The sequence below is a fragment of the Nostoc sp. C052 genome, assembly GCF_013393905.1.
Lineage (GTDB): Bacteria > Cyanobacteriota > Cyanobacteriia > Cyanobacteriales > Nostocaceae > Nostoc.
The window spans coordinates 7680123-7704867 of sequence record NZ_CP040272.1; the positions used below are offsets into that span (position 1 = coordinate 7680123).

The window sequence follows — 24745 nt, forward strand, 5'->3', positions numbered from 1 at the left end:
CTCGCTCTATAACAATAGCTATACTGACTTGGGATCAATGTATGGTCTGAAATCAGGCATAAACCATACATACATTCTATTACTACCAAGGATGGCTCAATGGTCGCAACACGAGTATAGCTAGATTTAAGCAAGGATGACTCCTAGTTAATGTTTACAGGTGAGTCCACCCAACCGACAGAAACTTTCTTGTCTCTAGAAAGAATAGTGTTGGCGTTGCCCAAACTGAGCATCGCTTACCCTCAAATAATAATTGTCTCCCATTTAACCATTCTCACCACAAAAATTTTGCACAATGACATTTTTAGCTAAAGCTTTGTAAATCAAGCAAATCAAGTCTACTTGTCCGGTTGCTAAATAATGGCTCACAATGAGAAGTAACAGATAAAAATTTAAATTTTTTCTTACATTTACCCCGCCTCTCAATGACTTTCTTGCCTGCCACTCAACTGAGGAAGGTAACGGAACAACCTGCCTTTCCTACACCTTCTACTCCTTTAGCTCACCTAATTAATCGTTTTCAACCATCTCCAGAAACCGTCGTGTTATTTTTAGCGGTGCTGATTGGCGGTGGTACTGGCATGGGTGTAGTTACCTTTCACTATTTAATTCAGCTGATTCACCAGCTGATGCTAGAAAATTTAATGGGTCAAATTGGCGTCTGGGGTTCTTGGACTTTAGCCTGCGTTCCCACCCTTGGCGGATTAATTGTTGGCTTGATGCGTTGGCGCACTCAAGACTTTGGCCCTGGACTTTCATCTCTGATTGCCGCCTCTCAAGGAACGGAGATTAGGCGACCACTACGACCAGTTACAAAAATGCTGGCCGCATCTGTTTCTTTGGGGAGTGGCGCTTCTTTGGGACCAGAGGGGCCGAGTGTCGAAATTGGGGCCAATTTTGGGATGTTGTTCTCTGTGATTCTCAAAGTATCTCAAGAACGACAGCGTTTGCTATTAGGTGCTGGTGCGGCGGCTGGACTGGCAGCAGGATTTAATGCTCCCATCGCTGGAGTATTTTTTGCTCTAGAAGTGGTGATGGGAGCGACATCTTTTGCTACTTCTGCTGTCAGTGTAGTGCTACTAGCGGCGGTGGTAGCAGCATTGATTGCCCAAATCGGTTTGGGGACACAACCTGCTTTTGATTTACCTGTTTACCAAGTTCGCAGCCCCTTAGAATTACCCCTTTACCTGGGCTTGGGTTTAGGGGCTAGCCTAGTTGCTCTGGCTTATACTCAATCAATTCGGGGGGCAAAAGCCTGCTTTGCTGGGAAGGTTCCAGGTTTTGCTTTTTTGGGACTAATTCCTGAGCCGATTCATCCAATTATTGGCGGTGTAATCATTGGCGCAGTTGCTTTGAAATTCCCGCAAATTCTGGGTGTCGGTTATGAAACTGTAGAAGCAATGCTTCAGGATGTAGAGTTTCCACTCTATCTGTTGGTGGTGCTGTTGGTGGTGAAGCTACTGATGACTGCAATTAGTACAGGTAGTGGTTTCGTCGGCGGTTTATTTGCACCAGCAATGTTTTTAGGTGCTTCTTTTGGATCGGCTTATGCCAAAATTTTGGCTGTGGCATTCCCGGCAATTTGCGATCAAATGGCGGCTCCCCCAGCTTATGCAATGGTGGGAATGGCAGCAGTGTTAGCTGCTAGTGTGAGAGCGCCATTAACGGCTATTTTAATGCTATTTGAATTAACCCGTGACTATCGCATCGTTTTACCATTGATGGCAGCTGTGGGCTTGAGTGTTTGGCTAGTGGAAAGGATGAAACCAACTTTTAACTCTAACTCTAACTTACAGCAAATTGGTCTTTCGGAATTGAAAGATGAACAAGCAGAAATTGTGCAGCAAATTTTGGTAGAAGATGCCATGTACCCCTGCCCAAAAAAGTTATCTGCAACTCTTGGGGTGTTAGATGCAGCTGTGGAAATGACACGCGATCGCGTCCGCAGTGCCTTAGTAATTGATGAAGCAGAGCAATTAGTTGGTATACTCTCTCTAGAAGATATTAACCGTGCCCTCGATCTTTGGCAAACATACCCAACTTCGCTAACTGAAATTCCAGATAATTTATCCAGTCAAACCCTCATAGACATTTGTACTACTGAAATTCTCTATGCCTGGCAAGATGAATTATTATCTGAAGCTTTAGACCGAATGAGTCTTCGAGGTTTGCATCAATTACCAGTGATAGCACGAGACAAACCCGATCTCATTTTGGGTTTACTAGAAAAAGAGCAAATTGCATTAACTTGTAATTTAGCAGTTACGCGCAAGGCACTTCGCCACTATTTACCAGTTTTACCTACCACAGATATAGCTATTAGTCATTAGTCATTAGTCATTAGTCATTGGTTTTAACAAAAGACAATTGACAATTGACTAATGACAATTTATTAAGCTGTGGCTTCTATGGCTTCATCATCTTCCCGATCTTCTGGATCTACCTGTCTTAGGCGAATGTGCTTTTTGCCTAAAGTGATCAGAAATTCATCTCCTGGTTTCAGATTCATCTGTTTTGTATAAGCTGAACCTATAAGTAAGTTACCATTCGATTGCACACTAATTCTATAGCTAGCACTACGTCCACCACGCCCATTAGCGCTGGGTGTACTGTCCAACTGAATGCCTTCAGCATCAATTAGGGCATTTAAGAACTTCATCATATTGACGCGCTCTATACCATTTTTGGTAACGGTATAGTAGCCGCACTTCTTGGCTTTGTCTTCTTTGCTCTCGTTTTCTAGCTCTTTGACTTTTTTGAGCAGTTCTTCACCGAGTAGGGGTTCAATTTTTTTCAGTTTAGGCATCAACTTAGGTCGAAAATGAATGTTTGAAGTGTTTGAATCGATTTTATTTTAGCTGAGGTTGAGCTAATAGGAACATAATCCTTTAGTTTTTTATCTCAACCTAGCCAAGTATATTACACTCAGATGCACAATTGTTATGCTATTACCAAATATTGCCAAGACAATCTATTTTAGAGAATGCTGCCAATAGTGATAACTATATATATAGTTTGTGAATTACTGCTAGACTATATAAGTTTTAAGTTTTCTAAACTAACGCTCAAAAGGTTGTCTAGTTGCTGAAGATGATAACTGAGTCACAGAATGATAAGCAAAACTGATCCTTAGTCATTAATCATTGGTCATTTGTAACTTTTACTGAGCGTTGCCGTTGACGCAGCGTCTCATAGAGAAGTATTAGTCATTGCTCAATGATTATTGGTTATTTACAAAGGATAAACAACAAAGCTTACCAAAATGAAACTAACTACCAGAGGACACTATAGTGTGAAGGCGTTGCTAGATTTAAGTTTACAGCCAAGATATGGCCCTGCATCTGTGAGAGCGATCGCCAAACGCCAAGATATCCCAGCTCCTTATCTTGAAAAACTACTAATAGAAATGCGTCGTGCATCTTTAGTCAAATCAATTCGTGGTAGCATTGGCGGATACCAATTGGCAAGAGAGCCTGCACAAATATCTATAGGGCAAATTTTAGAAGCAGTTGGCGAGACTAGCCATTTACCCCATCACACCCCAGCACCGACACAAACTGAAGATTGGGTAACATTTAGCCTTTGGCAGAGACTCAACCAAAAGCTCAAAGAAGCTCTGTACAGTATTACTCTGGCAGACCTTTATTACGATGCTCGTAGTTGGCAAGCTTCCCTTGGAGAAGAGGCTAGTTTTGTGGTTTAGTCAAGAGTCAGTAGCCAAATATTGACTACGAATTTTAGATTTTAGATTTTAGATTTTAGATTTTTTGGTTGATACCCTGCCTGTTAATCCGTTTCGCAACGCTTTCGTAGGCGGAACAAATCAAAAATCCTCAATTTCAAATCCGACGCTCAATGACTTGCTAACGCTACGTTAACGTGGTCGGGGTCAATCCAAAATTCAAAATCCAAAATCCAAAATTGGTTGATCCAAGACTTGTGACTTATGACTAATAATATCTATATCTTAATAATTGCTGCATTTTTAGATTACTTAGTTGGCGATCCTTGGGATTGGCCTCATCCAGTGCAAGTTATGGGGTGGGTAATTTCTCGCCTGAGCAAATTTTCTCTCCAATTGTGTCAAAATTCTCTAACACAACGCCTAGCTGGAATTGTACTAGGCATTATCTTGATAATTGGTAGCGGGCTTGTTGGCTTTTTGATGATTAAAATTGCCAGATTGGTTCATCCATTGTTAGGAATTGCGGTAAATAGCATTCTTTTGGCTAGTTGTTTTGCTGGCAAAAGTTTGCGAGCCGCAGCGGAAGCTGTTTTACAACCTTTAACAACAGGAGATTTGGAGAAAGCTCGGAAGATTTTAAGTAATTATGTTGGTCGAGATACACAAAACCTTTCACAAGCAGAAATTTCGCGAGCCGTTTTAGAAACGGTTGCAGAAAATGCCACTGATGGGGTCATGGCTCCGCTTTTTTATGCAATTGTTGGTGTTTTCATACCAATTGTCGGGCCGACTCCCTTGGCTTTGGCATACAAAGCTAGCAGTACCCTTGATTCAATGGTAGGCTACCGAGAAGCACCCTATACTTATTTGGGATGGTTCTGTGCGCGGTTAGAAGATTATTTAACTTGGTTACCTTGTCGGCTAACAGTTGTGACTCTAGCACTGTTATCGGGTAAACCGATGTACCTTTGGCGAATTTGTCGTCGGGATGCAGTTAACGATCCTAGTCCCAATTCTGGCTGGAGTGAATGCGCCTATGCTGCTTTTTTGGGTGTGCAAATGGGGGGTACAAATTGGTATCGTGGGGTAGCTAAGTACAAACCACTGCTAGGAGATGCTATTTATCCCATTACTACAACTTCTATTCAGAATGCTTTACAGCTAACTCGATATTGTTTTTTGCTATGGTTAGGGATAGCGATCGCTATATTCTTAATGCTCCCAAATCGGTAATGATAAATATAAAGTTAGGAGTTAGGAGTTAGAAGTTAAGAATAAAAACTCCTAACTCTTAACTTATCACTCCTAACTGATGACTCGCTATGTCTGCCAAAGTAGTTGAAATTCTCTCATCTGAAGAAATCCGTCGTACCTTAACTCGCCTGGCCTCTCAAATTATCGAAAGGACGCGTGATTTATCTCAACTGGTGCTTATTGGTATTTATACCAGAGGTGTGTTATTAGCTGAATTGCTGGCACGTCAAATTGAGACACTGGAAGGTGTAGCCGTGTCAGTCGGCGCTTTGGATATTACATTTTATCGAGATGACCTTGACAAAATTGGATTGCGGACTCCAACGAAAAGCGAAATTCCCTTTGACCTTACAGGCAAAACAGTTGTACTCGTAGATGATGTGATTTTCAAAGGACGGACAATTCGTGCTGCTTTGAACGCAGTTAACGATTACGGTAGACCAGAGGTGATTCGTTTAGCTGTATTAGTAGATAGGGGTCATCGAGAATTACCAATTCACCCAGATTTTATTGGTAAGAAGTTGCCTACTGCTAAAGAAGAAATTGTCAAAGTTTACTTACAGAATTTCGATGGACGAGATGCAGTCGAGTTGATTAGTCATTAGATATCTCCAGAAATTAAATATGCGTTACCCATAACCCTTGTTTTGACGTAGCACTGCTACGTCAAAACAATCCTTTTTCACCAGATGTTAGGCATTAGGAGTTGCGAGGCAGAACTATAGCGCTTCCAATACTTGTCGGGTTTTGGGGAAAAGGGGAAGTTGGGGCCCCAAGAAGGGGATAAGGAGCGGGGGGAAGGGGAAAGAAAAAACCTTTACCCTTTACCCTTTACCCTTTACCCTTTACCCTTTAACCTTTACCCCAAACCCAATTCCGAGTTAAAAATCCACAAAGCGAGCAGTATTGATAGCGCTTCTGGTTTGGGTTTCAAGTTCTCTGCTCAAAAACTACAAAGCCATATAAAATTTCCCATATTTAAATTGCATAAGCTGGGCGCTCATGTTGCCCACCCCACAAGAGTTATGTTTAATTCGATTATGTAAATTAGAGTTTTTTAGCCGATCAAGAGAGTTTCAACCCTGTTCCCTACTAGCTGTTAGGTATAGCGACGCGGTGTATAAACCCAGATGCTACCATCGCTACGCTTGATGGTTCTGGTTTTTGTGGAACCAACGAGAATAATTGTCCGCATATCAGCGCTTGCTGGTGCTAACTGATCAAGTGCGATCGCTTTTACCGTCTGTCCTGGTCTACCGAGATTCCGTGCTAATACTACTGGTGTATCTGGTGTGCGATGTTGCAGCAAAATATTTCTTGCTTCTGCCAGTTGCCAGGTGCGCTCTTTGGAAACAGGATTGTAGAAAGCAATCACAAAATCAGCCTCAGCAGCAGCGGTAATTCGTTGTGCGATCGCAGACCAAGGTTTCAAGATATCAGAGAGGGAAATAGCACAGAAGTCATGCCCCAAGGGCGCACCAATGGCTGCTGCTGCTGCCTGCATTGCAGAGATGCCTGGGGCTACATGAATATCGATACTGTCCCATTCGGGTTTACGATCGCGATCGCATACCTCAAAAACTGCTGTTGCCATTGCATAGATACCAGGATCGCCAGAGGAAACTACAGCTACATATCGCCCAGATGCGGCCAAATCAAGAGCCATCTTTGCCCGTGCTTCTTCTTCGCGGTTGTCAGACTCATGCCGTTCTTTGCCATCAGCCAGAGAACCAACTAAATCTAAATAGGTTTTATAACCCACAAGGTCAGTTGCCGATTTGAGTATCTCCTTGACTTCGGGAGACATCCATTGCGATCCACCAGGGCCAGTGCCAATAATCGCTAACCGTCCGCGTGGCTGACCGATGGTGTTGGGGTCAATTACTTGAGGGGCAATAGCGATCGCTATGTTAGGAGAAGGGGAAGATAAGGGAGATGTGCCTGTAGCGGCGATCGCTGCGGCTTGGGCGGGGCTATAACCTTGTGAAAGTAGACTTTCTAGCTGATTTGGGGTAAAAAAGCGGGTGGGCACTTTCAAGGCGCTAGCGACGGCGTGGATTGTGGGATCGGCGGCGGTAGCGATGGGTGCAAATATGCCGGCAACTGATGTTTTTTCTAGTTTGGCATCAGCTAGTAGCTGCTGGACTAAAGCTACTGCATCATCAATGATGTCACTAATTGCGATCGCGATCGTTGCTGGGTGGTAAATAAGACAGTTGGCTGTGGGAGTTACCAAACGTTCTGTAACTTGAATGGTCAAATCTCCCTGTGGATCTATGGGTAGTTTACTATCGCTCAACCAAGGCGCTATTCCTTCTAGCTTGACTTGCGCCCCAGCTAGGACATCTGAGATAAATTTCTTAGCGTCGTCTGGGTTCGCTAAATGGTATCCAGTTGGAGGAGATAACAGCGTTGTTCCCAAACGTAAATCTCCTGTGGTCGTAATTGCAGGTTTGACATCCAGCGCCTCAGCAATGCGGCGTGCCAAATCGTTTACCCCACCAAGTCCGCCCAATAGGGGGACAACAGCACTACCATCTTCAGCTACAGCTAGCACTGGTGGTTCCTGTCGTTTTTCTGAAAGTAGCGGAGCTAGAGTCCTAATTAAAATGCCGGCGGCACAAATGCCAATCAGCGGCCTTCCCTGGGTAAATAACTCGCGCAACGTCTCGCCAAAGTTCGTAAAGCTGACATCAACTCCAGATGTGCGACCCTCTAGACCGTATAGCGTCGCCCCTGGTAGAACACTGATTATTTTGCGTGCTACTGTCACGCTATTTTGACCTAATATTACAATGGCGGGTGCAACGTTCATCATTACTTAATTACGAATTACGTAGCTTGCTTCTCGCCGGAGGCGAGTATTACGTTAGCGTAGCCCATTACGAATTATTTAATTAGCACTTTAAATAAATGTTCTTAGAAATTTGAGCGCTTCAATTTTATTGTTAAATATGGCATGAATTAAGTCACCATTATTATAACGAATATCAATCTCGTATTTTAATGGTGGGGCTAATGTAGGTTGATTATCTGGATAGTTATGAATATATTCAATAGCATTTTCGACAGTGGCAGTTTGTTGACATAGCCCATGTAGGACAATGATATTTACCTGTTGAACTAGTCTAGCAAATGACTGCTCTAAAGTATTGATAAATTTATCTATTTGGAATTTTTCAAGACTTAGCATTTGATTTTTGATGTTAGTAATATCCGGCGCTGATAATTTTTTCCATTGCTCAATCCTATTTTGAAAGTCTGCTTCTAACGTACTTTCATTGAAAGATGCATTTATACCAACAGATGTAAATGATTTAACGATGTTTTCATACTTAAGATAAAGAATTTTAAAGCCCTTAGATTCTAATTGATCAAGCGCTCCTTGAGTAAACACACCTGCTAGAATAGCTCCTAAAAATGGGTTAAGGTGACTATAGGTGTCTGCCAAAGGAATAAGCGCTCCTTCAATTTCTTGAACCTTGTTTCTAGAATGCTTGGTGTAACGCCGCCATGCAGTCTCAATAAATGCTACTGGAAGACCAAGAGTATCTTCTGTACCTCCTCGTTCCAGTACATAGTCAAGATCATGATAGTTACCGTAGCGATCTTGCCATGATACCTTTTTAGTGATTCGTGCCTTGCGCTTTCTCTGAGAGTCTAAGTAAAAACCATGCTCATCAGCCACTTGTTGAAGTGTCTCACGAATAAATTCTTGGATGAAATGCCCTAAAATCTGACCCCATTTATGTGAAAATGATTCTGCCATTACATTTGTGCAAAAATAATTTGGGTTGTGATTACCCTATCCGTAAACCCACAAACAACCTTCGCAAAGAGGAACTCTATGCTTGCGATTTTTCCACTTCACATTTCGGTCACGAACTTTTTCAAAATTAAAAGATTCAAACCCTGCGGCTTCTGCTAATAAACCCATCCATTCAATCACCGGAATATAAACACCATAGGGAGCAGAATCGCCAATCATAAAGCAAACTGTTGCAGGACTTTTGCATACTCTGCGAAGTGCTATCCAAACTCTAGCCATATCCAAAAAATAGCAGGCAATCATCAAATGATAATTCTTTTTACCTCCATGTAAATGTCGTTCTTGGGACAATTTGTGACAGATTTCAATAATACTAGTCTTGATTGGATATAGCTCATGAGATGCTAGAACTTCATCAATGTTTACATTCTTATTGGTTACGTGCTGCGAACATGAACGAATTAAGTATTGCCTCACCGCACTTTGTAAATCACTCCAACCGGAAATTTCTTTCATAAAACACATTTCTAGACGTGTCGCATCTGCATAGTCATAGTTGTTAGCATACGGTGGTGAGGTGATTACCAAGTTGGCAAAATTATCAGGTACACCCTGGCAAGTCCGAGCATCAGATTGAATAAGTGTAGCAATAGAAGCCGCCATTTTTCCGGCAATTCTCATATCTGTAGCTATACTCTCTGCCATTAGCCCAAAAGCAGACATTGTATCTAAAGAATATTGTTTCTTTTTATTTGGTAAAATGTACTGCCAAGGTGCAGTTCCAGCATGAGAAACATGACGAAGAATTGATACAAGTGTTAACCAAACTAACTGAGATTCAGATGAATCATCGGCAAATTTTTCCCAAGACTGGCGCAATCTATCTAAAGACTCAAGTGAAGATATACTAAAGCATTCATGAATCAGTTTCGGGTATGTATCTACACAGGGCTGAACATTTTCGGCACATTTTATAACTTTTTGTATATGTTCAAGATAAGCATCAGCGTCAGTTTGATATAAAAGTTTAGCTCTTGCTATACGCACAACAAAGGGATGAGCCTCAATTCCCAAACATTCAACTCCAAGCTTTTCAGATGCAAGTAAAGTTGTACCAGAACCAGAGAATGGATCTAAGACAGTAGTTTCTCCTCGTTCTTTAGCTTGGGTAATTATAGTTTCTACCCATTGTGCAGAGAAACCTGCACTAAATCTAAACCAGCGATGAACTGGCAGTTTCATGTTATTAATGAATGTAGATGAACTGTCCAAGGATTGGGAAGTGCAAGAAGAAAATTCCTGAAATGGCAATTCTAATTGTAGATTCATGTGGATAGTTATTATTATTTATGAAGCGATCGCTGGAAAATAAATAGGTAAAATGCGGCTTTGCAATACTAGTACACAGTAATTATCGCAGTTGGTTAAAATGTTCCTCTGTAATACCCAACTGCTTTAGAATTTCATAAAATGCATAGGAATTGTGTAGTCTTGTAAAGAATTCATAGGTATAGCCGCAAGTTTGAGTTAAACCTTCAGTTTACAGTAGACATCTCCAGAAATTAAATATGCGTTACCCAGAATCCTTGTAGAGACGTAGCAGTGCTACGTCTGTCTCTACATTCATTTTCGGAGATGTCTAGCGATCGCATCTCTCAAAAAAAGTGCGATCGCTTCTTAAATTAGGGACTGTAAACTCCTAAGATTTGAATGGAGATCGGGATTCCAAGCAAATATCCAAAGTATTTTTTCCCCAATCCCCAATCAAACTCAGTTCGCTTTACGCTCTTTCAAGACTTGATCTAACAAGTTTCTAGCAGGTTGTGCTTTCGCCAACGCTATTTGATGGTCATTATAAGCACGAACAAGACGAGAAAGACTGCTCACACCTGCCTTGAGTTGCTCAAGTTCTTCACCAGCTACCAGTTCTCCATCCAGCATCCGCCCAATCAATGGTTTGATATCACCCACTTCCTGCCGGACTTTTTGGAGCTTTTCTAAGGTACTCAGTAAAATTTTTAGTGAGTTTAATATATCGTCAATATCCTGGGCATCCTCTACTGGTTCAGGCGAATTTTCAATTGTTGCCGTGTCTTTGTCTGCAACTGTAGGCAATTCCTCTACAGACGTTTCACTTGTAACCCCGTTTGCTCGTGCCATCAACGCTTCCTCAAGGAATTTTCCTCAGTGTATCGCTGATCTCAAGTTGCCAAAGATAGTATTGTCATAATTCGTTAAACGAGATTGCATACATTTGAGCATATCCCTCTCATCCTTAAAGCCAAGGTTGGTAAATTACAGAAGAATCCACAGCTTTGTTATTCAGTTATTATGCCTTGAAACCGCTTCACTGAGTCGAGGATTCGCGTTGGTGTAGCCCACCGTAGTTAGCACAATATTAAAATGCCTGCGACATGGCCGCAGGCAATATTGAGATAGAAAAAGCTGGGTTACTAGTTTAAGACTAGAAAATAAATTCTAGCCTTTTGCGTTTAAGGCATTTCAGTAATGAGGATATTGAGTAAACCATTCTATTTAAGAGCTGCTAAAGTCCGGCGTCCAATTATTCCGTCTGCTCTTAATCCTTTAGACTTCTGAAATTTGATTACTGCTGCACGAGTCCTATTATCAAACACACCATTCACATTTGCTGTATAGAATCCTTGCTGCTTTAAAGAATTTTGAGCAGTTTTTACTGTCTCTCCCCGGCTGCCTACTGTCAGTACATTACTACGCTTTGCTAGACTCCTGGGCTTTTGCTTGGCAACAGCATTAGTTTTTTTAATCGTGTTTTTTTGCGGAGTACTTTGTGCGACGTAGGTAGCAGTAGCTGGATTTTGACTTTTATGATTGCTTAAAGAGAAAGCAGGCAAAGCAGTAGCTAGAGTTAGAGCAGGGAGTAAAGCAAGTACTTTCCAATTCATCTTCTTGTTCCTTCTAAACTATATGAAATTTTGCAATTTTGATTTGAAGAGTCATCTTCATAAGGGCCTGTGCCTGAAGTGATTCTCCTCGGTAGACTCTGGCGTGTGGGTTGAGCATCAGACTACTTCCGAAGCCAGAGCTATAGCATCACACGTCATGTTGACAAAGCTATTGCAAAATTGTGACAAAAGCATGACTAAATATATTAAAATTTATGTCGGACGAGGTTACGCTCTTGATTTATGAGAATTTTCCGAAGCTGGATTTAGATACCCGATTTTTTGAAGAAGCCAGATACCTGAGTAGTAACTTTGCGATTGTTCTCGCAGCAGGTAAATCTACTCGTATGGGTACTTGTAAAACTTCACTCCCTTGGTATGAAGGTAAAACATTATTAACTTATCAACTAGAACAGTGGTTAAGTGTAGATTTTACTCCTGTAGTAGTTTTAGGTTCGCACAACAGCAATAAACAAAAAGATTTGCCTGATGGTAGTTTAGCTGTAATTAACTTTCATACCAATTTCGGTAAAACAACTTCTCTGCTCACAGGGTTGCAATATATTCCCCCAAACTTTGAAGTCTTAGCAATTTCAGCAGTGGATCAACCCAGAAAATTAGATATTTACCAGAGATTATTATTAGCACATCAAGACAATTTCGCAGTGATTACTGCACCGACATATCAAGGTAAAATAGGACATCCATTGTTATTTAGTAATGGAATGCGATCGCACTTACAAAATATCCGTGAAGAAAGCTTAGGTTTACGCCAAATTATCAAAGAATTTTATCCAGTAATTCATCAAGTGAAATTTGATAACCCGGCTGTATTATTAGACATTAATACACCGGAAGTATATCAGGAACACCTGCATGATCCTGGATAGCAATATATTACTAACAAGATTCTCAACTTCTTAGCTGGACTCGATCTATTTTTTAGCAAGGCGATACTTGTGCAGAGCCATTGTACTAACTCTAAGGTTAAAACCTAAGGTGGTTTCATGCAACGAGATAAAATTGAATTGGGTACTGGGGACTATTACCGCAAGGCGGAATTAAAAATTAAAAATTAATACAGCGTAAGCGTCTCATTGATTTGGGATGGTGAGGCAGTCCGGTCTTCTCCCAAAGGGAGAGGCTAGCGCCTGCCGTAGGATGCCCAAAGGGCTGTAGGGGGTTCCCCCATGAGGAACTGCCGTTAGCGCAGCGTTAGCGAGTCTTCTCCCTTCGCGTAGCGTCTCGTAGAGAAGGGGAGACGCCAAGGGCGAACGAGCGTCAGGGGTGGTTTATTTACGTCGTGTTGTACTAGCGACTAGGAAGATAAATATGTGGATTAGCGAAGTCGTCTCCTTCCCTACAGAATGCTAGGCTTGGAGAGAGGCTTTAAAGAAATTTTTTACCCAGTTTCCAGTTCCTACTGAGAATAGCGAGTTTAAATCAATTTGATACCAATTATAGCTATTTTTAGGTCAATAAACTACGCGCTAGGGGATAAATGAAAACTGCTATAAATTTCTATGACTGTTTAAATTTAAGTAAATAATGAAAAAAATATGAATAATTCCGCTAAAGTCTTATTTAAAAGAAACTTTATGATTTTTACTAATGAATATAGAAGAAGCACTAGCAATTTTAGACACATTTCTTGAACATGGCTTAAGTGATGTTCAGGAAATAGTCTTTCGTAAAGCTTGGGAAGGACAAACTTATCCAGATATCGCTGATAGCTGTGGTTATGATGCAAATTATATCAAAGATGTGGGTTCTAAGTTATGGAAGTTACTTTCACAAGCTTTTGGGGAGGAGGTAACAAAAAGTAATTTTCGTTCAGTTTTAAGACGGCGATCGCAAAGTAGAGTTTTGTTAGAAAAATTACAAAGTGTGCCAGCAGTCTTGAGGCAGTCTCAGCAAATAAGCAGAGGGAAAAAGTCGCTGGAGATTCTCTCTAATCATGGTGGGATATCAGGGTCTTTTTTGGTTATGGGAAAGCAAGACAAGAGAAAAACTTCAGTTCTTAATCCCGACTCCTTAGAACTTCCTGGTGGCTCAGTACCGCTCAATTCCTCTTTCTACATCAAGCGTCCGCCAATTGAAGAACGCACATATACCGAAATCAAGAAACCTGGTAGCCTAATCAGAATCAAAGCCCCCAGTAAAATGGGAAAAACGTCTCTAATGCATAGAATTCTGACTCATGCTAAACAGACTGGAGTACACACTGTACAGATCAGTTTACAGAGGGCAGATAGTCAAGTTTTCACTAGCTTAGAAAAATTCTTACGATGGTTTTGTGCTAACGTCAGTCGGCAGTTGAACCTAGAAATCAGACTAGATGATTATTGGGATGATGATATTGGCAGCAAAGTTAGCTGCACATTGTATTTACAGGAGTATTTGCTGGAGAAAATTGACGCTCCGATAGTCTTAGCTTTAGATGAAGTAAATCGAATTTTCGAGTATCCAGAAATCTCTCGCGACTTTCTCCCACTACTGCGCTCTTGGTACGAGGATGCCTCCGAATTAGAAATCTGGCAAAAACTTCGATTAGTAGTAGTTCATGCCACTGAAGCTTATATCCCGTTAGATATTAATCAATCCCCTTTCAATGTGGGACTACCGATTAAGTTACCAGAATTTAGTTTAGAGCAAATGCAAGAATTGGCAGTGCGTCATGAATTGGATTGGGCTAAAGGTGAGCAAGGATTGCAAAAGCTGGCTCCTCTACTAGCAATGATTGGTGGTCATCCCTATTTAGCTCGTCTGGCTCTTTACAACCTGGGACATCAAGCAGTAACCCTAGAACAACTACTAGAAGAAGCTCCCACAATAGCGGGCATCTATAGCAACTATTTACGGCATCATTTAACTAATATCCAAGAACATCTTGAACTAGCGACAGCGCTCAAACGAGTAGTTACATCTCCAACCAGTGTGCAATTAGAAGCGATCGCAGCCTATAAATTAGAAAGTATGGGTCTGGTAAAACTGGAAGGAAATCAAGCAATGCCTAGCTGTGAGTTATATCGGCTATATTTCCGAGAGCAATTAATCTAAATGTTATGAATAAGTATGAATATCAAATTGGTGGTAGTCTCAAAATTGACGCTCCTAGCTATGTAGAACGGCAGGCTGATATTGAACTTTATAATTATCTAATTAAAGGTGAATTTTGTTATGTATTTAGTTCCCGACAGATGGGAAAATCTAGCTTGCGGTTACAAATGAGACATCGATTAGAACAAGCAGGCTTCAGTTGTGCTTCTATCGACATGACTCGGATCGGTAACGGCAATATTACTCCTGCTCAGTGGTATAAAGGCATAGTAGTTGACTTATTAAGGGGCTTTAATCTATTTAACAAAGTTAATTTAAAAGCCTGGTGGTCAGAGCGAGAAGATTTACCTGTATTACAGCGATTGAGCCAATTTATTGAAGATATTTTATTAGTGCAAATCCAGGCTGAAAAAATATTTATTTTTGTTGATGAAATTGATAGTGTTTTAGGTTTGAATTTTCCTGTAGTCGATTTTTTTACCCTAATTCGCTCATGCTACAATCAACGAGCGGAAAACTCAGAATATAACCGCCTAACTTGGTCACTGTTTGGAGTGGCAACACCTTCAGATTTGATTATCGATCGAAACTGTACCCCATTCAATATAGGTAAATCTATTGAGTTGCATGGGTTTAATTTATCAGAAGTTCAGCCATTAGCAGCAGGTTTAGATAGCAAAGTAGCTAATCCAATGGCAGTTCTCAAAGAAATTTTATCTTGGACAAATGGTCAGCCATTTCTCACTCAAAAACTTTGTCAAATAGTGGCACAAGAAAGAAATTCTGGAAGTAAGGATGTTCAGGATCAAAGAAGCCTAGAAGTTGACGAGCGTTATAAATTAGATAACCATTTACCAATTATTAATCAACATCTTATCAATTTTTATTACCAATTTCCATTATTAATTTTAGAAAAATTAGTGCAAACGCATATTATCGATAAATGGGAAGCAAAAGATGATCCAGAGCATTTAAAAACAATCCGCGATCGCTTGCTGAGAAATGAGCGACGTGCTGGAGGGTTGCTGGGATTGTACCAGCAAGTCTTACAAGGGATTCAGATAGCTTGTGATGATGGAGAAGAGGAAATAGAACTGCTGTTGTCGGGATTAGTAACCAAGCAGCAAGGGCAACTAAAAGTCAAGAACCGTATTTATGAAGAGGTTTTCAACCAAACTTGGGTAGAAAAACAATTAGCAAAATTACGACCCTACTCTCAAGCATTAAATGCCTGGGTAGCCTCAGAACATCATGATAATTCGCGACTATTGCGCGGGAAAGCCTTACTTGAGGCTCTAGCTTGGTCACAAGGTAAAAGCTTGAGTGATTTGGATTATCAGTTTCTAGCTGCTAGCCAAGAATTTGATCGGCGACAAGTTGAGACTTGGCTAGAAGCAGAACGAGCTAAAGAAGTTAAAGCTAGACTAGTTCAAGAGCAAAAAGTAGCTAGATTTCAAAGATTATTTTTTCTAGGCGCGTTAAGTTGGGCATTGATAATTGTTTTAGGATTGGGGATGGTGAATTTTGAGTATAAAAAGCATTGTCCAGCGATCTCAAACCCATTACTAAATCAACTGTGAAGGATGTAGGGGTCACATTTATGAATCAATTCAAAATTCAAAATTAAGGGATAAACGTCCCGCTAACGGCTAATATTGGTCGCAATACGGTTTTGCCTCGTTCCCAGTCTCCGACTGGGAACGCTCATCGTTGAGGCGGAGCCTCAAGACTCGCGGCAGAGCCGCTTTTGAGTTGCATTTCCAGCCGGAGGCTGGAAACGAGGTTTTAAAGGAGTTTTCCCAATACGGTTCGGATAAGCAAGGGAGGAAAAAAGTTAATTCTTCCTCCCCTACCTCTCTTCTCCCCCTGCCTCCCCTGCTTGCCTCAACAGATAAATTTGTTAACCGAACCGTATTGAGAGTTTTCCTATCTCCACCCTATTCAGAGTTGAGGGTGGGGACTTTCGCGAAACGTTAAACAGTAGTTGGAGTCAGCTAAACTAAAGAGGAAATTGCCTAATAAGTTTTAATAATGCTGTTATGAGTACTGACTCACCTGTTAATTCTCCCGAAAAACCTGAATCTACATTCGGGAAGCGTCTGAGAAACTTCTTAATTGTAATGGTAGCGATCGCACTTAGCGTTTCCCTCGTCTTAGGATTGCGAACTGAAACAACCTCAGCTACCCTCGCCAAGTTAAGCGATAACTCCACACCGTTGGAAGTAGCAGTCAGCAACGGCAAACCATCTCTAGTAGAGTTTTATGCTGATTGGTGTACTGTCTGCCAAAAAATGGCACCAGACATCACTCAACTAGAAACAGAGTATGCTGACAAGATGAATTTTGTCATGCTGAATGTGGATAATACCAAGTGGCTGCCGGAAATGCTGAGATATCGGGTAGATGGGATTCCTCATTTTGTATTTTTGAGTCAGCAAGGAGAAACCATAGCCCAAGCCATCGGCGATCAACCCCGGAAGATTATGGCTAGCAATTTAGAAGCTTTGGTTACTGGTTCGTCTCTCCCCTATGCTCAAGCTAGTGGGAAAGTTTCTAAATTTTCGGCTCCAGTAGCACCAACGGCTAGTCAAGATGATCCCCGCAGTCATGGCAGCCAGGTGGTAAATGAAAATAATTCCTAATTAAAGATTGTTATTTAATGGGATTTAGACCCAGACTAAAACTTGCGCCAATAGACTAATACGGTTCATTTAAGGGCTATTGGTGTAGATAATGGGTCTTTTAAGACGCGATTTATCGCGTCTCCACATGAGGGCTTTGGGTTGCTCTGAACTGTATTGAATTATAGATGTTGGCGTCAGCTTTTTCCTTTGGGAAAAGGGGAATATTACATTAATCAAGCGGACTTCTCATAACACCAACTTGTGGAACCAAAACTTGATTTCTTTCTATTTTGGGTAAAAGAGCTTCTTTGAGCATCTCAGTTAGATAAATCTGTCCGCAGCAGTTACCGATAGTAGCGATGGAAGACATGTGAAAATCCACTGAAAAATCTCCAACTGCATCGCCAACAAAGAAAACTTGTATATCTCTCATTAAAGCATCTAGTGCAGTAGCCATGCAGCCAATATGGCTGTAAACACCTGTGATGATTAACTGGTCTGTTTTTAAAGCCTTTAAGGTATCTGCCAAATTGCTTTTGTAGAACGCACTATATTTATGCTTAACTATAATGCGATCGCAGCTATAATCTGGCTTAATCTCATCTACAATTTCAGTGTCATCTACCGTGTTAGTCATCCCACCTCCCCAAAAATCGTAGAGCAAACCACGTTGTTCAATACGCTCACAAGGACTAGCAACAGTGTATATAACAGGTATATGAGCCGCAACACAAGCTTCTCTAATTGCTTTTACGTTCTCAATTAAACGTCTACCTGGTTTTTCACTTCCACCCATTAAAGGTCTTAGGTAATACTTCTGCATATCATGAATTAACAGTGCTGTTCTTGAGGGCATAACTTGCCATTGAACTCGGTTATATTGCAGACATTCTGTTCCAGGCAACTGATATGGACGGCAACCTGAACTTAGTTTACTCATTTTAGTTCTCCAAATATAATTATTTATTCTGTGAGCTAAGTACTTTTGGTCTAAATGGCAATAAGACAATTTAGATGTGGGTTTTGGAATATAAGCTATCCTGCCGGTGTTGGTGCATCTTTCCTAAGCAACCCTTTCAGCTGTAACTCTGCCCAAAATTCATCAGGGATTTTCTGCTGTAATAAACTAAAGTTTTCGTTCACCTGTTCGACTGTTGCCGCACCGGGTATAATCGCAGTGACAGCTGGGTGAGCCAAAGCAAATTGAGAGGCTGCTGCTTTTAAGGAAACTTGGTAGCGATCGCACACCGCTTCTATCTGTCGTACTCGTTCTAAAATCTCTAATGGCGCATCTGCGTAATCATATTTAGCTCCTGGCTGCGCTCCTGTTGCTAAAATACCGCTATTATAAGTACCGCCCAAAATAACACTAATGTTTTTCTTTATACATAAAGGTAAGAGTTCTGCCATAGCACTTTGGTCTAGGAGGGTATAACGACCGGCTAACAAAAAGCAGTCGAAGTCCCCTTCATGAGCGAATCTAACCAACATCTCCCACTGCTTCATTCCAACACTAATAGCTTGGATAACACCTTGGCTGCGTAATTTTTCTAAGGCTGGATATGCTGACTCAATCGCTTCTGTGTAATGGTCGTCAGGATCGTGAATATGTAAAATATCAATGCGATCGCACCTCAGACGGGTTAGGCTTTCTTCAAATGAGCGCATAATGCCGTCATAGCTGAAATCGAAGATCGGTTGGAAGGGAAGCGGATTGACAAAAATTTTCTTTCCCCGATCCTTACCCAAAGTTGGCACCAGAGTACGACCGACTTTAGTTGCCAGTATAAAGCGATCGCGAGGGATTTCTGCTAACGCTTTACCCAACCGCTGTTCGCTTTTGCCTGACCCATAGAAAGGTGCTGTGTCAAACAAGTTTAATCCTAACGACAGGCTGCGATGTACCACTTTCACAGCTTGTTCTTCTGACATATCCTCATACATCCCTCCCAAGGAAGTACATCCCAGACCCAGACGAGTCACCTCCAGACTGGTGTTTCCCAGACTCTTTTTCTTCAACGGATTTATTGTCACTTTCCTAACCTCACACCTAGTAATTTTGCGGAACTAGTAGCCTTTGAAATAATTTCCGCTGATTCACTACTCAAAGTCGATCCTTTCTTTAACCCTGCTCCCACAATCATTTCGGCAACTTCGCTCTTTTCCGTCTTGAAAATAGAACGGATAGACACTAAACTTTCCAGAAAACCAGGAGTTCGGAGAAAAAAGCAACCACCATAGTAACCACGAGTCCTACCTTCTAATTGTTGAATAGCAATTTGTGTGTGGCTATCTTGTGTTCCAGTAGCCGGACTAGGTGTAAGATGAGCTAAAGTCCAGAGCATAGAAGTATCGCTCTGATGAGGTTTTTCAAAAGCTGAGTGAAAGTGTGTGATTTTGTCAAATTCAACTAAGTTACAGTCCGCTGTTAGTTCAAGTTTTCCTACTACGCCTTCTACAATGGAGCGCAGAGTATTTCGGGCAGCTTGATGTTCATCCATTAAACTGCTTTTGTCGAAATCCGTCCCTTTTTGAAAGGTTCCAGCAAGAATTTGCACTTTAAGTTTTGCATCAGTAATAGAAATAAATCGTTCTGGTGTACAGCTGATAAGATCCCAATTCTTACTCTTCATCAAAAACCCTTGAGGGAAATGAGTTTTGACGGAAGAGAGCCAGGAATTATGCAAGTCAGCATTAATAGATACTGGAAAGTTTACTGACACTACCAAATGGTCAATATCTAATCTTTGTCGAATTTCCAAGCCGTGAGTCACCACTTTATTGACTTCTTCAACTATGTGGTTGTCAATTAGGATCTGAGGTAAACCATCATTAGTGAGGCATTTTACCCTTGCAGTTTCCCAACTTATACCGTTATGGGGAAGCAAGCTACACGCAGCGTTAGCGAATCTTGTCTGCGATACGCTACGCGAATGAGCTTCACCTGCAAGGAATTCCTCGGTATTTCCTGCTTGCATTACAAAAACAAGAGATTCTCCTTGAATTTGTTCTGAAATTAGAAATGAATCAGTTATCCAATGCAGTTTTTCATCTAGTAAGGATCTGCACTCAGACCCGATAATACCTGAAGCGGTAAGATTGTGGTCTTCAATCCAATTGTCTAGATATATCAACAGTTCGCCCAGATTTTTTGGAGTATTTGAATGATTTTTCAACTCCTTGAAAGCGCCATCTACTAATACCTTTAACTGACCATCAATGTGTACCACTTCAAGGTTTAACAATGGCAATACACATCGCACAGACTTCGTTTCAGTATGCCAAACCCACATTTTCGAGCATCCTTGAGAGTTAACAACAATATGCATTCATTGCATTTACAGTCTATTTTTATCTAATGCCAATTCTCTGCAAACTTGCATTCAGTAATTATTTTTAATTGGCGGTTATTTTAATAAATAATCCAGTGCATTTTTTCGGAAGCTTTGTATATTCAAAACACATTATTTTATAGAATTATACATAGCATAATACAATTCATATAAGACCAAAACACTTGTAGAGACGGCAATTTATCGCGTCTAGAAAACCCAAAGTTTTTGCCAGTAGCCCGTAAAAATTTAAACATTTGAGACAATGCTCTTTTTAGCTGAGTCAAGCCAGCGACTACGAATGAAATATGAGAAATAGGTATTCAGTAATTGCTCATTAACGGGAGGGCATATTATAGAACTACCTGCAAGTGCATTCTGTGTTGCCAAACAACTAAGTTGGGGATCTGTTAATTGCTGATGCTGCTCAGAACTAGAGAGCTTTTCTTGAGGCATTTTTTTGAGGAAGAAGGGCAAAAGATGATAGAGGGGATTTTCTCTGGAGCGTAGACTATTGCTTAGTTGATTTTGCCAATCTTGATAAGCAATATGCGTTAGAGGATAGCCCAAAGAGCGGATAAAATATGTCAGATAAATCCAATCAGATGGTTGAGGATTATTTAAATGAAAAGCCTTTCCTATGGAATCTTTTTGTTTCGATAAATAAACAATACTTTGACTGAGATAATCTACGGGGGCTAAATCTAATTTATCAGTAATATCTGTCATACTACACATTTGAATACAGCCTTTGATAGTACGGCAGATGACATCATCTTTATACCAAGCACCTGTTTGACTATGCCCAGAAATAAATGGTGGTCTGTAAATAGAAACTGGAATTCCTCGATCGCGTGCCATCATTACCAGTTTTTCTGCTACCCATTTACTCTGAGAATAAGCGAGTTTCATTCCCTTATTATGAATGAGTTTATCTGATTCAGTTACGATCTTTCCTGAATAAGCAGATGACTCAAAAACAGCAACGGTGGAAATGTAATGTACTGGCTTAGTTTTTACAAGACTCGCCAATCTAAGAATTTCTTGAGTTCCTAAAACATTGGTAGGCTTTAATGCAGAGTAGGGATAGACATAGTTGATCCAAGCAGCATTATGATAGATGACATCGATTAGGCTGCTCATCTTTTGAAACTCTTCTGATGATAAACCTAAAAGTGGTTGAGATAAATCTCCCAAAATAGGAATAATTCTAGAAGCTAAATCTTCATTCCAAATTCCATAGGAATCTAAATTATTTTTAATCCTAATTTTGCCTGATTCAGTATCAGCAGAACGTACAAGACAATAAATATTCGCCTGGGTTTGCTGCAAAAGTTCTTGGAGTAAAAAAGCTCCTAAAAATCCTGTAGCTCCAGTCAAAAAAATAGAATCTGGCTCACTTACAAATGACTCAAATGGATATTCTGGGAATATTGTAGAGTCCAAAACTGCTTCTGAATTTAAATCTGTCGCTAACTCTGTTGAGTCAGGTTTTGAGGGAATTGTATTCTTCGCTGCTAATTGCTGAATTAATAGATTTACTATTTGGTTGATATTGGAATCACCAAGCAAAATTTCTATGGGTATGTTTACTCCTAATTCTGTATCAATACGATTCTTAAGATCGATATTCGTGAGAGAATCAAGCCTGAGTCCGCTCAAAGGCTTTTCTGTATCCAAATATTGGGATGAATCTATTTCTAAAACTTTTAAAAATTGCTTTTTAACGTAGGCAACTAATAATTCTTGGCGTTGACTAAAAGAAGCGTCATCTAATTGTTGCAGAAACTCAACTCGTAGGTTCAATGGTTGCTCATCAGCAGTTTCTTCTTGAATTTTTATCAGTTCTTGTTGCACTAAAATCCGACGCAAAATTTTTCCAGCAGATGATTTGGGAATTTTATCTACAATTTCTAGCCTGCGGATTCTTTTATGAGATGCAACTTGTCCAGCGACAAACTCCATAATTTGCTCTGGCGTAGCTGCGCTTTTAAGAACGACAAAAGCTTTGGGAACTTCACCACTACTCGGATGGGGACTGGGAATTACACAAGCATCTGCGATCGCAGGATGACTCAGCAATACTGCCTCTAATTCTGCTGGCGCTATGGAATATCCATTGCACTTAATTAATTCTTTAATCCGATCGACTATGTAAATATAGCCGTCTTCATCAGCATAGACAACATCACCCGTATGAAACCAACCGTCTCGATCGATGGCGTTGGCAGTTGCTTCAGGATTATGTAAATATCCTTTCATTAGCTGCGGGCCGCGTATCCACATTTCTCCTGGTTGATTGGCAGCTAATGGCTGTTGGCTATCAATATCTACAATTTGACATTCCACATTTCTGATACATTGACCAACTGAGCCAGGTTTGCTCTCATAACATTCATCGGGAGCGTGCAGGTTCACACAGGTTTCTGTGGTTCCATATATTTGCTTGATGACGCAATCAGAAAGACGCTTTTTACAATCTTCGATCAATTCACGGCTGAGTGGCGCTGCTGAAGAAGTAATTACCCGCAAGCTGGAAAGATCGTATTTAACCACTATTGGCTGTTTTACTAGCGCTAGCACAATTGGCGGCACGATATGGGTACGGGTAATTTTATGCTTCTCGATCAGGCTCAAAAATGTCTCCAAATCGAAGCGCGGCATTGTCACAATTGTGGCACCACAAGCAAGGCTGTAATTTAGCATCAGCATCCCGTAGGCATGAAAAAACGGCAGAATTCCGATGAGTGTATCAGCCTCGGTAATCGGTTCGCAGTTTTGGAATTCGTAAAGGTTTGCCTGAAACGTATAGTGGCTATGCATCACACCTTTGGGTAAACCAGTGGTGCCACCAGAGTACAACAACAACATCAAATCTTCTTTGGGATCGATTTGTACTTCTGGAACTTCCCCTTTGCTCTCTAAAAGCACAGAAAATGAAGTAGTTCCAGCCGCCTCACCAAACACAAACACTTCCTCTACCCTTGAGTAACTGACAGCTTCTAATGCCTGCGCTACCAGGTCAGGGATTGTGATTAAATATTTTGCACCAGCATTATTTAGTTGATATGTCAGTTCTTCTACCGTGTAGGATGGGTTGACTGTGGTGATGACTCCACCCAAAGTGATGACGGCATGGAAAGCGATCGCATACTCAGGAATATTAGGACTATAAATAGCTAAAACATCACCCTTGGAAAAGCCACGCGCCGCCAAGCTAGCAGCAACTCGACCGATGAAATCTTCTAATTGTCCATAGGTTACTATGCGATCGCTCAGTCCTTCAATGAAGGCAGGTTTGTCGGCTAATTCTACTGCCCTTTGCAATACAAATTTTGTTAGTGGCTGTTCTGGGATCGAAATATCAGGATATGGACTGCGAAAAATCATCGAATTTTATGATACATAGATTTTGTAAAAAAGGGCAGAGTAAGATTTATAGCTTAGAAGCACCACAAAAATAGCCTGGATATCATATCAAGCTCTACCCGCTTTTATGGTCAATTTTTAGATAGGATAAAGCGAAGAATGTCCATTAGGATAGAGTGTCTGAATTTTCTTTTTAAATAAAGCTCTATCTTCTGCATAATGAGCTTCTAATTGCTTAACCACATTCTCAGAAACTCCTAATCTGGCTGCAATTTTGCGTACAGATGCTTTTTCACCATCGTTATATTCACCATCAGCAGCAGAAGCTTCAATTGCAGTGTAGAGCAGTGCTTCTCTGGCTCCATCAGCTATAGAATCTTTCGAGAGTACCTGCTCTATATCTTCATTAGCTTGATAGTTTTGTAGCTCTTCAATTAACTTTTCAGAAGCTCCTTTTGCTGCTGTTAAGCCAACTACCCAGTCTCTCTCTGCTTGTGAGATTACACTATCTCCCTTAGCTGCTATGAGCAATGCTTTGGCAAATGCTTCTATTGCTCCTTGGGGTGGTTGCTTAAAATTTAGCGTGTATTTGTAAACCCAATCTCCAATAATTTTACGGGTGTCAGTAGTTGTTACTGTCATTTATTTATCCTTTTTTACTGCATTTTTATGCTATTAGAAACACAATATGGGTGCAAGGACAGATAAGACAGTTAAGCAGACAGTTA

At 40.8% G+C, this 24745-nt stretch carries 19 protein-coding genes; 8 read left to right on the forward strand and 11 right to left on the reverse strand.

Features of this window, described 5'->3' with window-relative positions; all coding sequences use genetic code 11:
• The first annotated feature begins 425 nt into the window (after window positions 1-425).
• Complete coding sequence (locus FD723_RS31610; protein WP_179068862.1) at window positions 426-2330, forward strand: chloride channel protein; 1905 nt, start codon at window positions 426-428, stop codon at window positions 2328-2330.
• A 62-nt stretch (window positions 2331-2392) separates the two neighbouring features.
• Here the strand turns inward: FD723_RS31610 and FD723_RS31615 are convergent, their stop codons facing one another.
• Window positions 2393-2806 (reverse strand): AbrB family transcriptional regulator, encoded by a 414-nt coding sequence (locus tag FD723_RS31615; RefSeq protein WP_179068863.1) that lies wholly within the window; start codon window positions 2804-2806, stop codon window positions 2393-2395.
• A 456-nt stretch (window positions 2807-3262) separates the two neighbouring features.
• Here FD723_RS31615 and FD723_RS31620 point away from each other — a divergent pair, with 456 nt between their 5' ends.
• The 3 genes from FD723_RS31620 to pyrR all read left to right on the forward strand — a co-directional run bounded on the left by FD723_RS31620 (window position 3263) and on the right by pyrR (window position 5544).
• Window positions 3263-3703, forward strand: a complete 441-nt coding sequence (locus FD723_RS31620; protein WP_179068864.1) for an Rrf2 family transcriptional regulator — start codon at window positions 3263-3265, stop codon at window positions 3701-3703.
• A 243-nt stretch (window positions 3704-3946) separates the two neighbouring features.
• A complete protein-coding gene (gene cbiB, locus FD723_RS31625; RefSeq protein ID WP_179068865.1) occupies window positions 3947-4918 on the forward strand; it encodes an adenosylcobinamide-phosphate synthase CbiB in 972 nt (323 codons plus the stop codon).
• A gap of 89 nt (window positions 4919-5007) precedes the next feature.
• Window positions 5008-5544, forward strand: a complete 537-nt coding sequence (gene pyrR, locus FD723_RS31630; RefSeq protein ID WP_179068866.1) for a bifunctional pyr operon transcriptional regulator/uracil phosphoribosyltransferase PyrR — start codon at window positions 5008-5010, stop codon at window positions 5542-5544.
• 494 nt (window positions 5545-6038) lie between these two features.
• On the opposite strand, the gene cobJ is transcribed toward pyrR, so the two are convergent.
• The 5 genes from cobJ to FD723_RS31655 all read right to left on the reverse strand — a co-directional run bounded on the left by cobJ (window position 6039) and on the right by FD723_RS31655 (window position 11632).
• Complete coding sequence (cobJ, locus tag FD723_RS31635) at window positions 6039-7757, reverse strand: precorrin-3B C(17)-methyltransferase (RefSeq protein ID WP_179068867.1); 1719 nt, start codon at window positions 7755-7757, stop codon at window positions 6039-6041.
• Window positions 7758-7844: 87 nt separating this feature from the next.
• On the reverse strand, window positions 7845-8708 hold the full coding sequence (locus tag FD723_RS31640; protein ID WP_179068868.1) for a DNA methylase: 864 nt from the start codon (window positions 8706-8708) through the stop codon (window positions 7845-7847).
• A 36-nt stretch (window positions 8709-8744) separates the two neighbouring features.
• Window positions 8745-10037: a DNA methyltransferase gene (locus FD723_RS31645; RefSeq protein ID WP_179068869.1), complete on the reverse strand. Its 1293-nt coding sequence runs from the start codon at window positions 10035-10037 to the stop codon at window positions 8745-8747.
• Window positions 10038-10478: 441 nt separating this feature from the next.
• Window positions 10479-10868, reverse strand: a complete 390-nt coding sequence (locus tag FD723_RS31650; RefSeq protein WP_179068870.1) for a hypothetical protein — start codon at window positions 10866-10868, stop codon at window positions 10479-10481.
• Between the two features lie 371 nt (window positions 10869-11239).
• A complete protein-coding gene (locus tag FD723_RS31655; RefSeq protein ID WP_179068871.1) occupies window positions 11240-11632 on the reverse strand; it encodes a peptidoglycan-binding protein in 393 nt (130 codons plus the stop codon).
• A gap of 215 nt (window positions 11633-11847) precedes the next feature.
• Between FD723_RS31655 and FD723_RS31660 the strand changes: the two genes are divergently transcribed.
• The 4 genes from FD723_RS31660 to FD723_RS31675 all read left to right on the forward strand — a co-directional run bounded on the left by FD723_RS31660 (window position 11848) and on the right by FD723_RS31675 (window position 17334).
• Entirely contained in the window at window positions 11848-12522 is a 675-nt protein-coding gene (locus FD723_RS31660) for an NTP transferase domain-containing protein (protein WP_179068872.1), read from the forward strand.
• Window positions 12523-13243: 721 nt separating this feature from the next.
• Window positions 13244-14692 carry an AAA-like domain-containing protein gene (locus FD723_RS31665; protein WP_179068873.1) on the forward strand — a complete coding sequence of 483 codons (1449 nt, stop codon included), beginning with the start codon at window positions 13244-13246 and terminating at the stop codon, window positions 14690-14692.
• A gap of 5 nt (window positions 14693-14697) precedes the next feature.
• Entirely contained in the window at window positions 14698-16272 is a 1575-nt protein-coding gene (locus FD723_RS31670; protein WP_179068874.1) for an AAA-like domain-containing protein, read from the forward strand.
• 459 nt (window positions 16273-16731) lie between these two features.
• A complete protein-coding gene (locus tag FD723_RS31675) occupies window positions 16732-17334 on the forward strand; it encodes a thioredoxin family protein (protein ID WP_179068875.1) in 603 nt (200 codons plus the stop codon).
• Between the two features lie 211 nt (window positions 17335-17545).
• Here the strand turns inward: FD723_RS31675 and FD723_RS31680 are convergent, their stop codons facing one another.
• The 5 genes from FD723_RS31680 to FD723_RS31700 all read right to left on the reverse strand — a co-directional run bounded on the left by FD723_RS31680 (window position 17546) and on the right by FD723_RS31700 (window position 24659).
• Window positions 17546-18256 carry an isochorismatase family protein gene (locus FD723_RS31680; protein ID WP_179068876.1) on the reverse strand — a complete coding sequence of 237 codons (711 nt, stop codon included), beginning with the start codon at window positions 18254-18256 and terminating at the stop codon, window positions 17546-17548.
• 95 nt (window positions 18257-18351) lie between these two features.
• The gene (locus tag FD723_RS31685) at window positions 18352-19350 is read right to left on the reverse strand and encodes an aldo/keto reductase (RefSeq protein WP_218651774.1); all 999 of its coding nucleotides are present in this window, start codon (window positions 19348-19350) and stop codon (window positions 18352-18354) included.
• Entirely contained in the window at window positions 19347-20609 is a 1263-nt protein-coding gene (locus FD723_RS31690; RefSeq protein ID WP_179068877.1) for a chorismate-binding protein, read from the reverse strand. The genes FD723_RS31685 and FD723_RS31690 overlap by 4 nt, the downstream gene beginning before the upstream one ends.
• A gap of 288 nt (window positions 20610-20897) precedes the next feature.
• Window positions 20898-24038 (reverse strand): thioester reductase domain-containing protein, encoded by a 3141-nt coding sequence (locus FD723_RS31695; protein WP_179068878.1) that lies wholly within the window; start codon window positions 24036-24038, stop codon window positions 20898-20900.
• A gap of 117 nt (window positions 24039-24155) precedes the next feature.
• Window positions 24156-24659 carry a TerB family tellurite resistance protein gene (locus tag FD723_RS31700; protein ID WP_179068879.1) on the reverse strand — a complete coding sequence of 168 codons (504 nt, stop codon included), beginning with the start codon at window positions 24657-24659 and terminating at the stop codon, window positions 24156-24158.
• Window positions 24660-24745: the final 86 nt, after the last annotated feature.

Bases quoted from the DNA above. Each gene is read 5' to 3' on its own strand.
- FD723_RS31695 (WP_179068878.1), bottom strand. From the start codon at position 24,038: ATGATTTTTCGCAGTCCATATCCTGATATTTCGATCCCAGAACAGCCA.
- FD723_RS31670 (WP_179068874.1), top strand. From the start codon at position 14,698: ATGAATAAGTATGAATATCAAATTGGTGGTAGTCTCAAAATTGACGCT.
- FD723_RS31700 (WP_179068879.1), bottom strand. From the start codon at position 24,659: ATGACAGTAACAACTACTGACACCCGTAAAATTATTGGAGATTGGGTT.
- pyrR (WP_179068866.1), top strand. From the start codon at position 5,008: ATGTCTGCCAAAGTAGTTGAAATTCTCTCATCTGAAGAAATCCGTCGT.
- FD723_RS31640 (WP_179068868.1), bottom strand. From the start codon at position 8,708: ATGGCAGAATCATTTTCACATAAATGGGGTCAGATTTTAGGGCATTTC.
- FD723_RS31675 (WP_179068875.1), top strand. From the start codon at position 16,732: ATGAGTACTGACTCACCTGTTAATTCTCCCGAAAAACCTGAATCTACA.
- FD723_RS31610 (WP_179068862.1), top strand. From the start codon at position 426: ATGACTTTCTTGCCTGCCACTCAACTGAGGAAGGTAACGGAACAACCT.
- FD723_RS31615 (WP_179068863.1), bottom strand. From the start codon at position 2,806: ATGCCTAAACTGAAAAAAATTGAACCCCTACTCGGTGAAGAACTGCTC.
- FD723_RS31665 (WP_179068873.1), top strand. From the start codon at position 13,244: ATGAATATAGAAGAAGCACTAGCAATTTTAGACACATTTCTTGAACAT.
- cbiB (WP_179068865.1), top strand. From the start codon at position 3,947: ATGACTAATAATATCTATATCTTAATAATTGCTGCATTTTTAGATTAC.
- FD723_RS31620 (WP_179068864.1), top strand. From the start codon at position 3,263: ATGAAACTAACTACCAGAGGACACTATAGTGTGAAGGCGTTGCTAGAT.
- FD723_RS31680 (WP_179068876.1), bottom strand. From the start codon at position 18,256: ATGAGTAAACTAAGTTCAGGTTGCCGTCCATATCAGTTGCCTGGAACA.
- FD723_RS31690 (WP_179068877.1), bottom strand. From the start codon at position 20,609: ATGTGGGTTTGGCATACTGAAACGAAGTCTGTGCGATGTGTATTGCCA.
- FD723_RS31650 (WP_179068870.1), bottom strand. From the start codon at position 10,868: ATGGCACGAGCAAACGGGGTTACAAGTGAAACGTCTGTAGAGGAATTG.
- cobJ (WP_179068867.1), bottom strand. From the start codon at position 7,757: ATGATGAACGTTGCACCCGCCATTGTAATATTAGGTCAAAATAGCGTG.
- FD723_RS31655 (WP_179068871.1), bottom strand. From the start codon at position 11,632: ATGAATTGGAAAGTACTTGCTTTACTCCCTGCTCTAACTCTAGCTACT.
- FD723_RS31645 (WP_179068869.1), bottom strand. From the start codon at position 10,037: ATGAATCTACAATTAGAATTGCCATTTCAGGAATTTTCTTCTTGCACT.
- FD723_RS31660 (WP_179068872.1), top strand. From the start codon at position 11,848: ATGTCGGACGAGGTTACGCTCTTGATTTATGAGAATTTTCCGAAGCTG.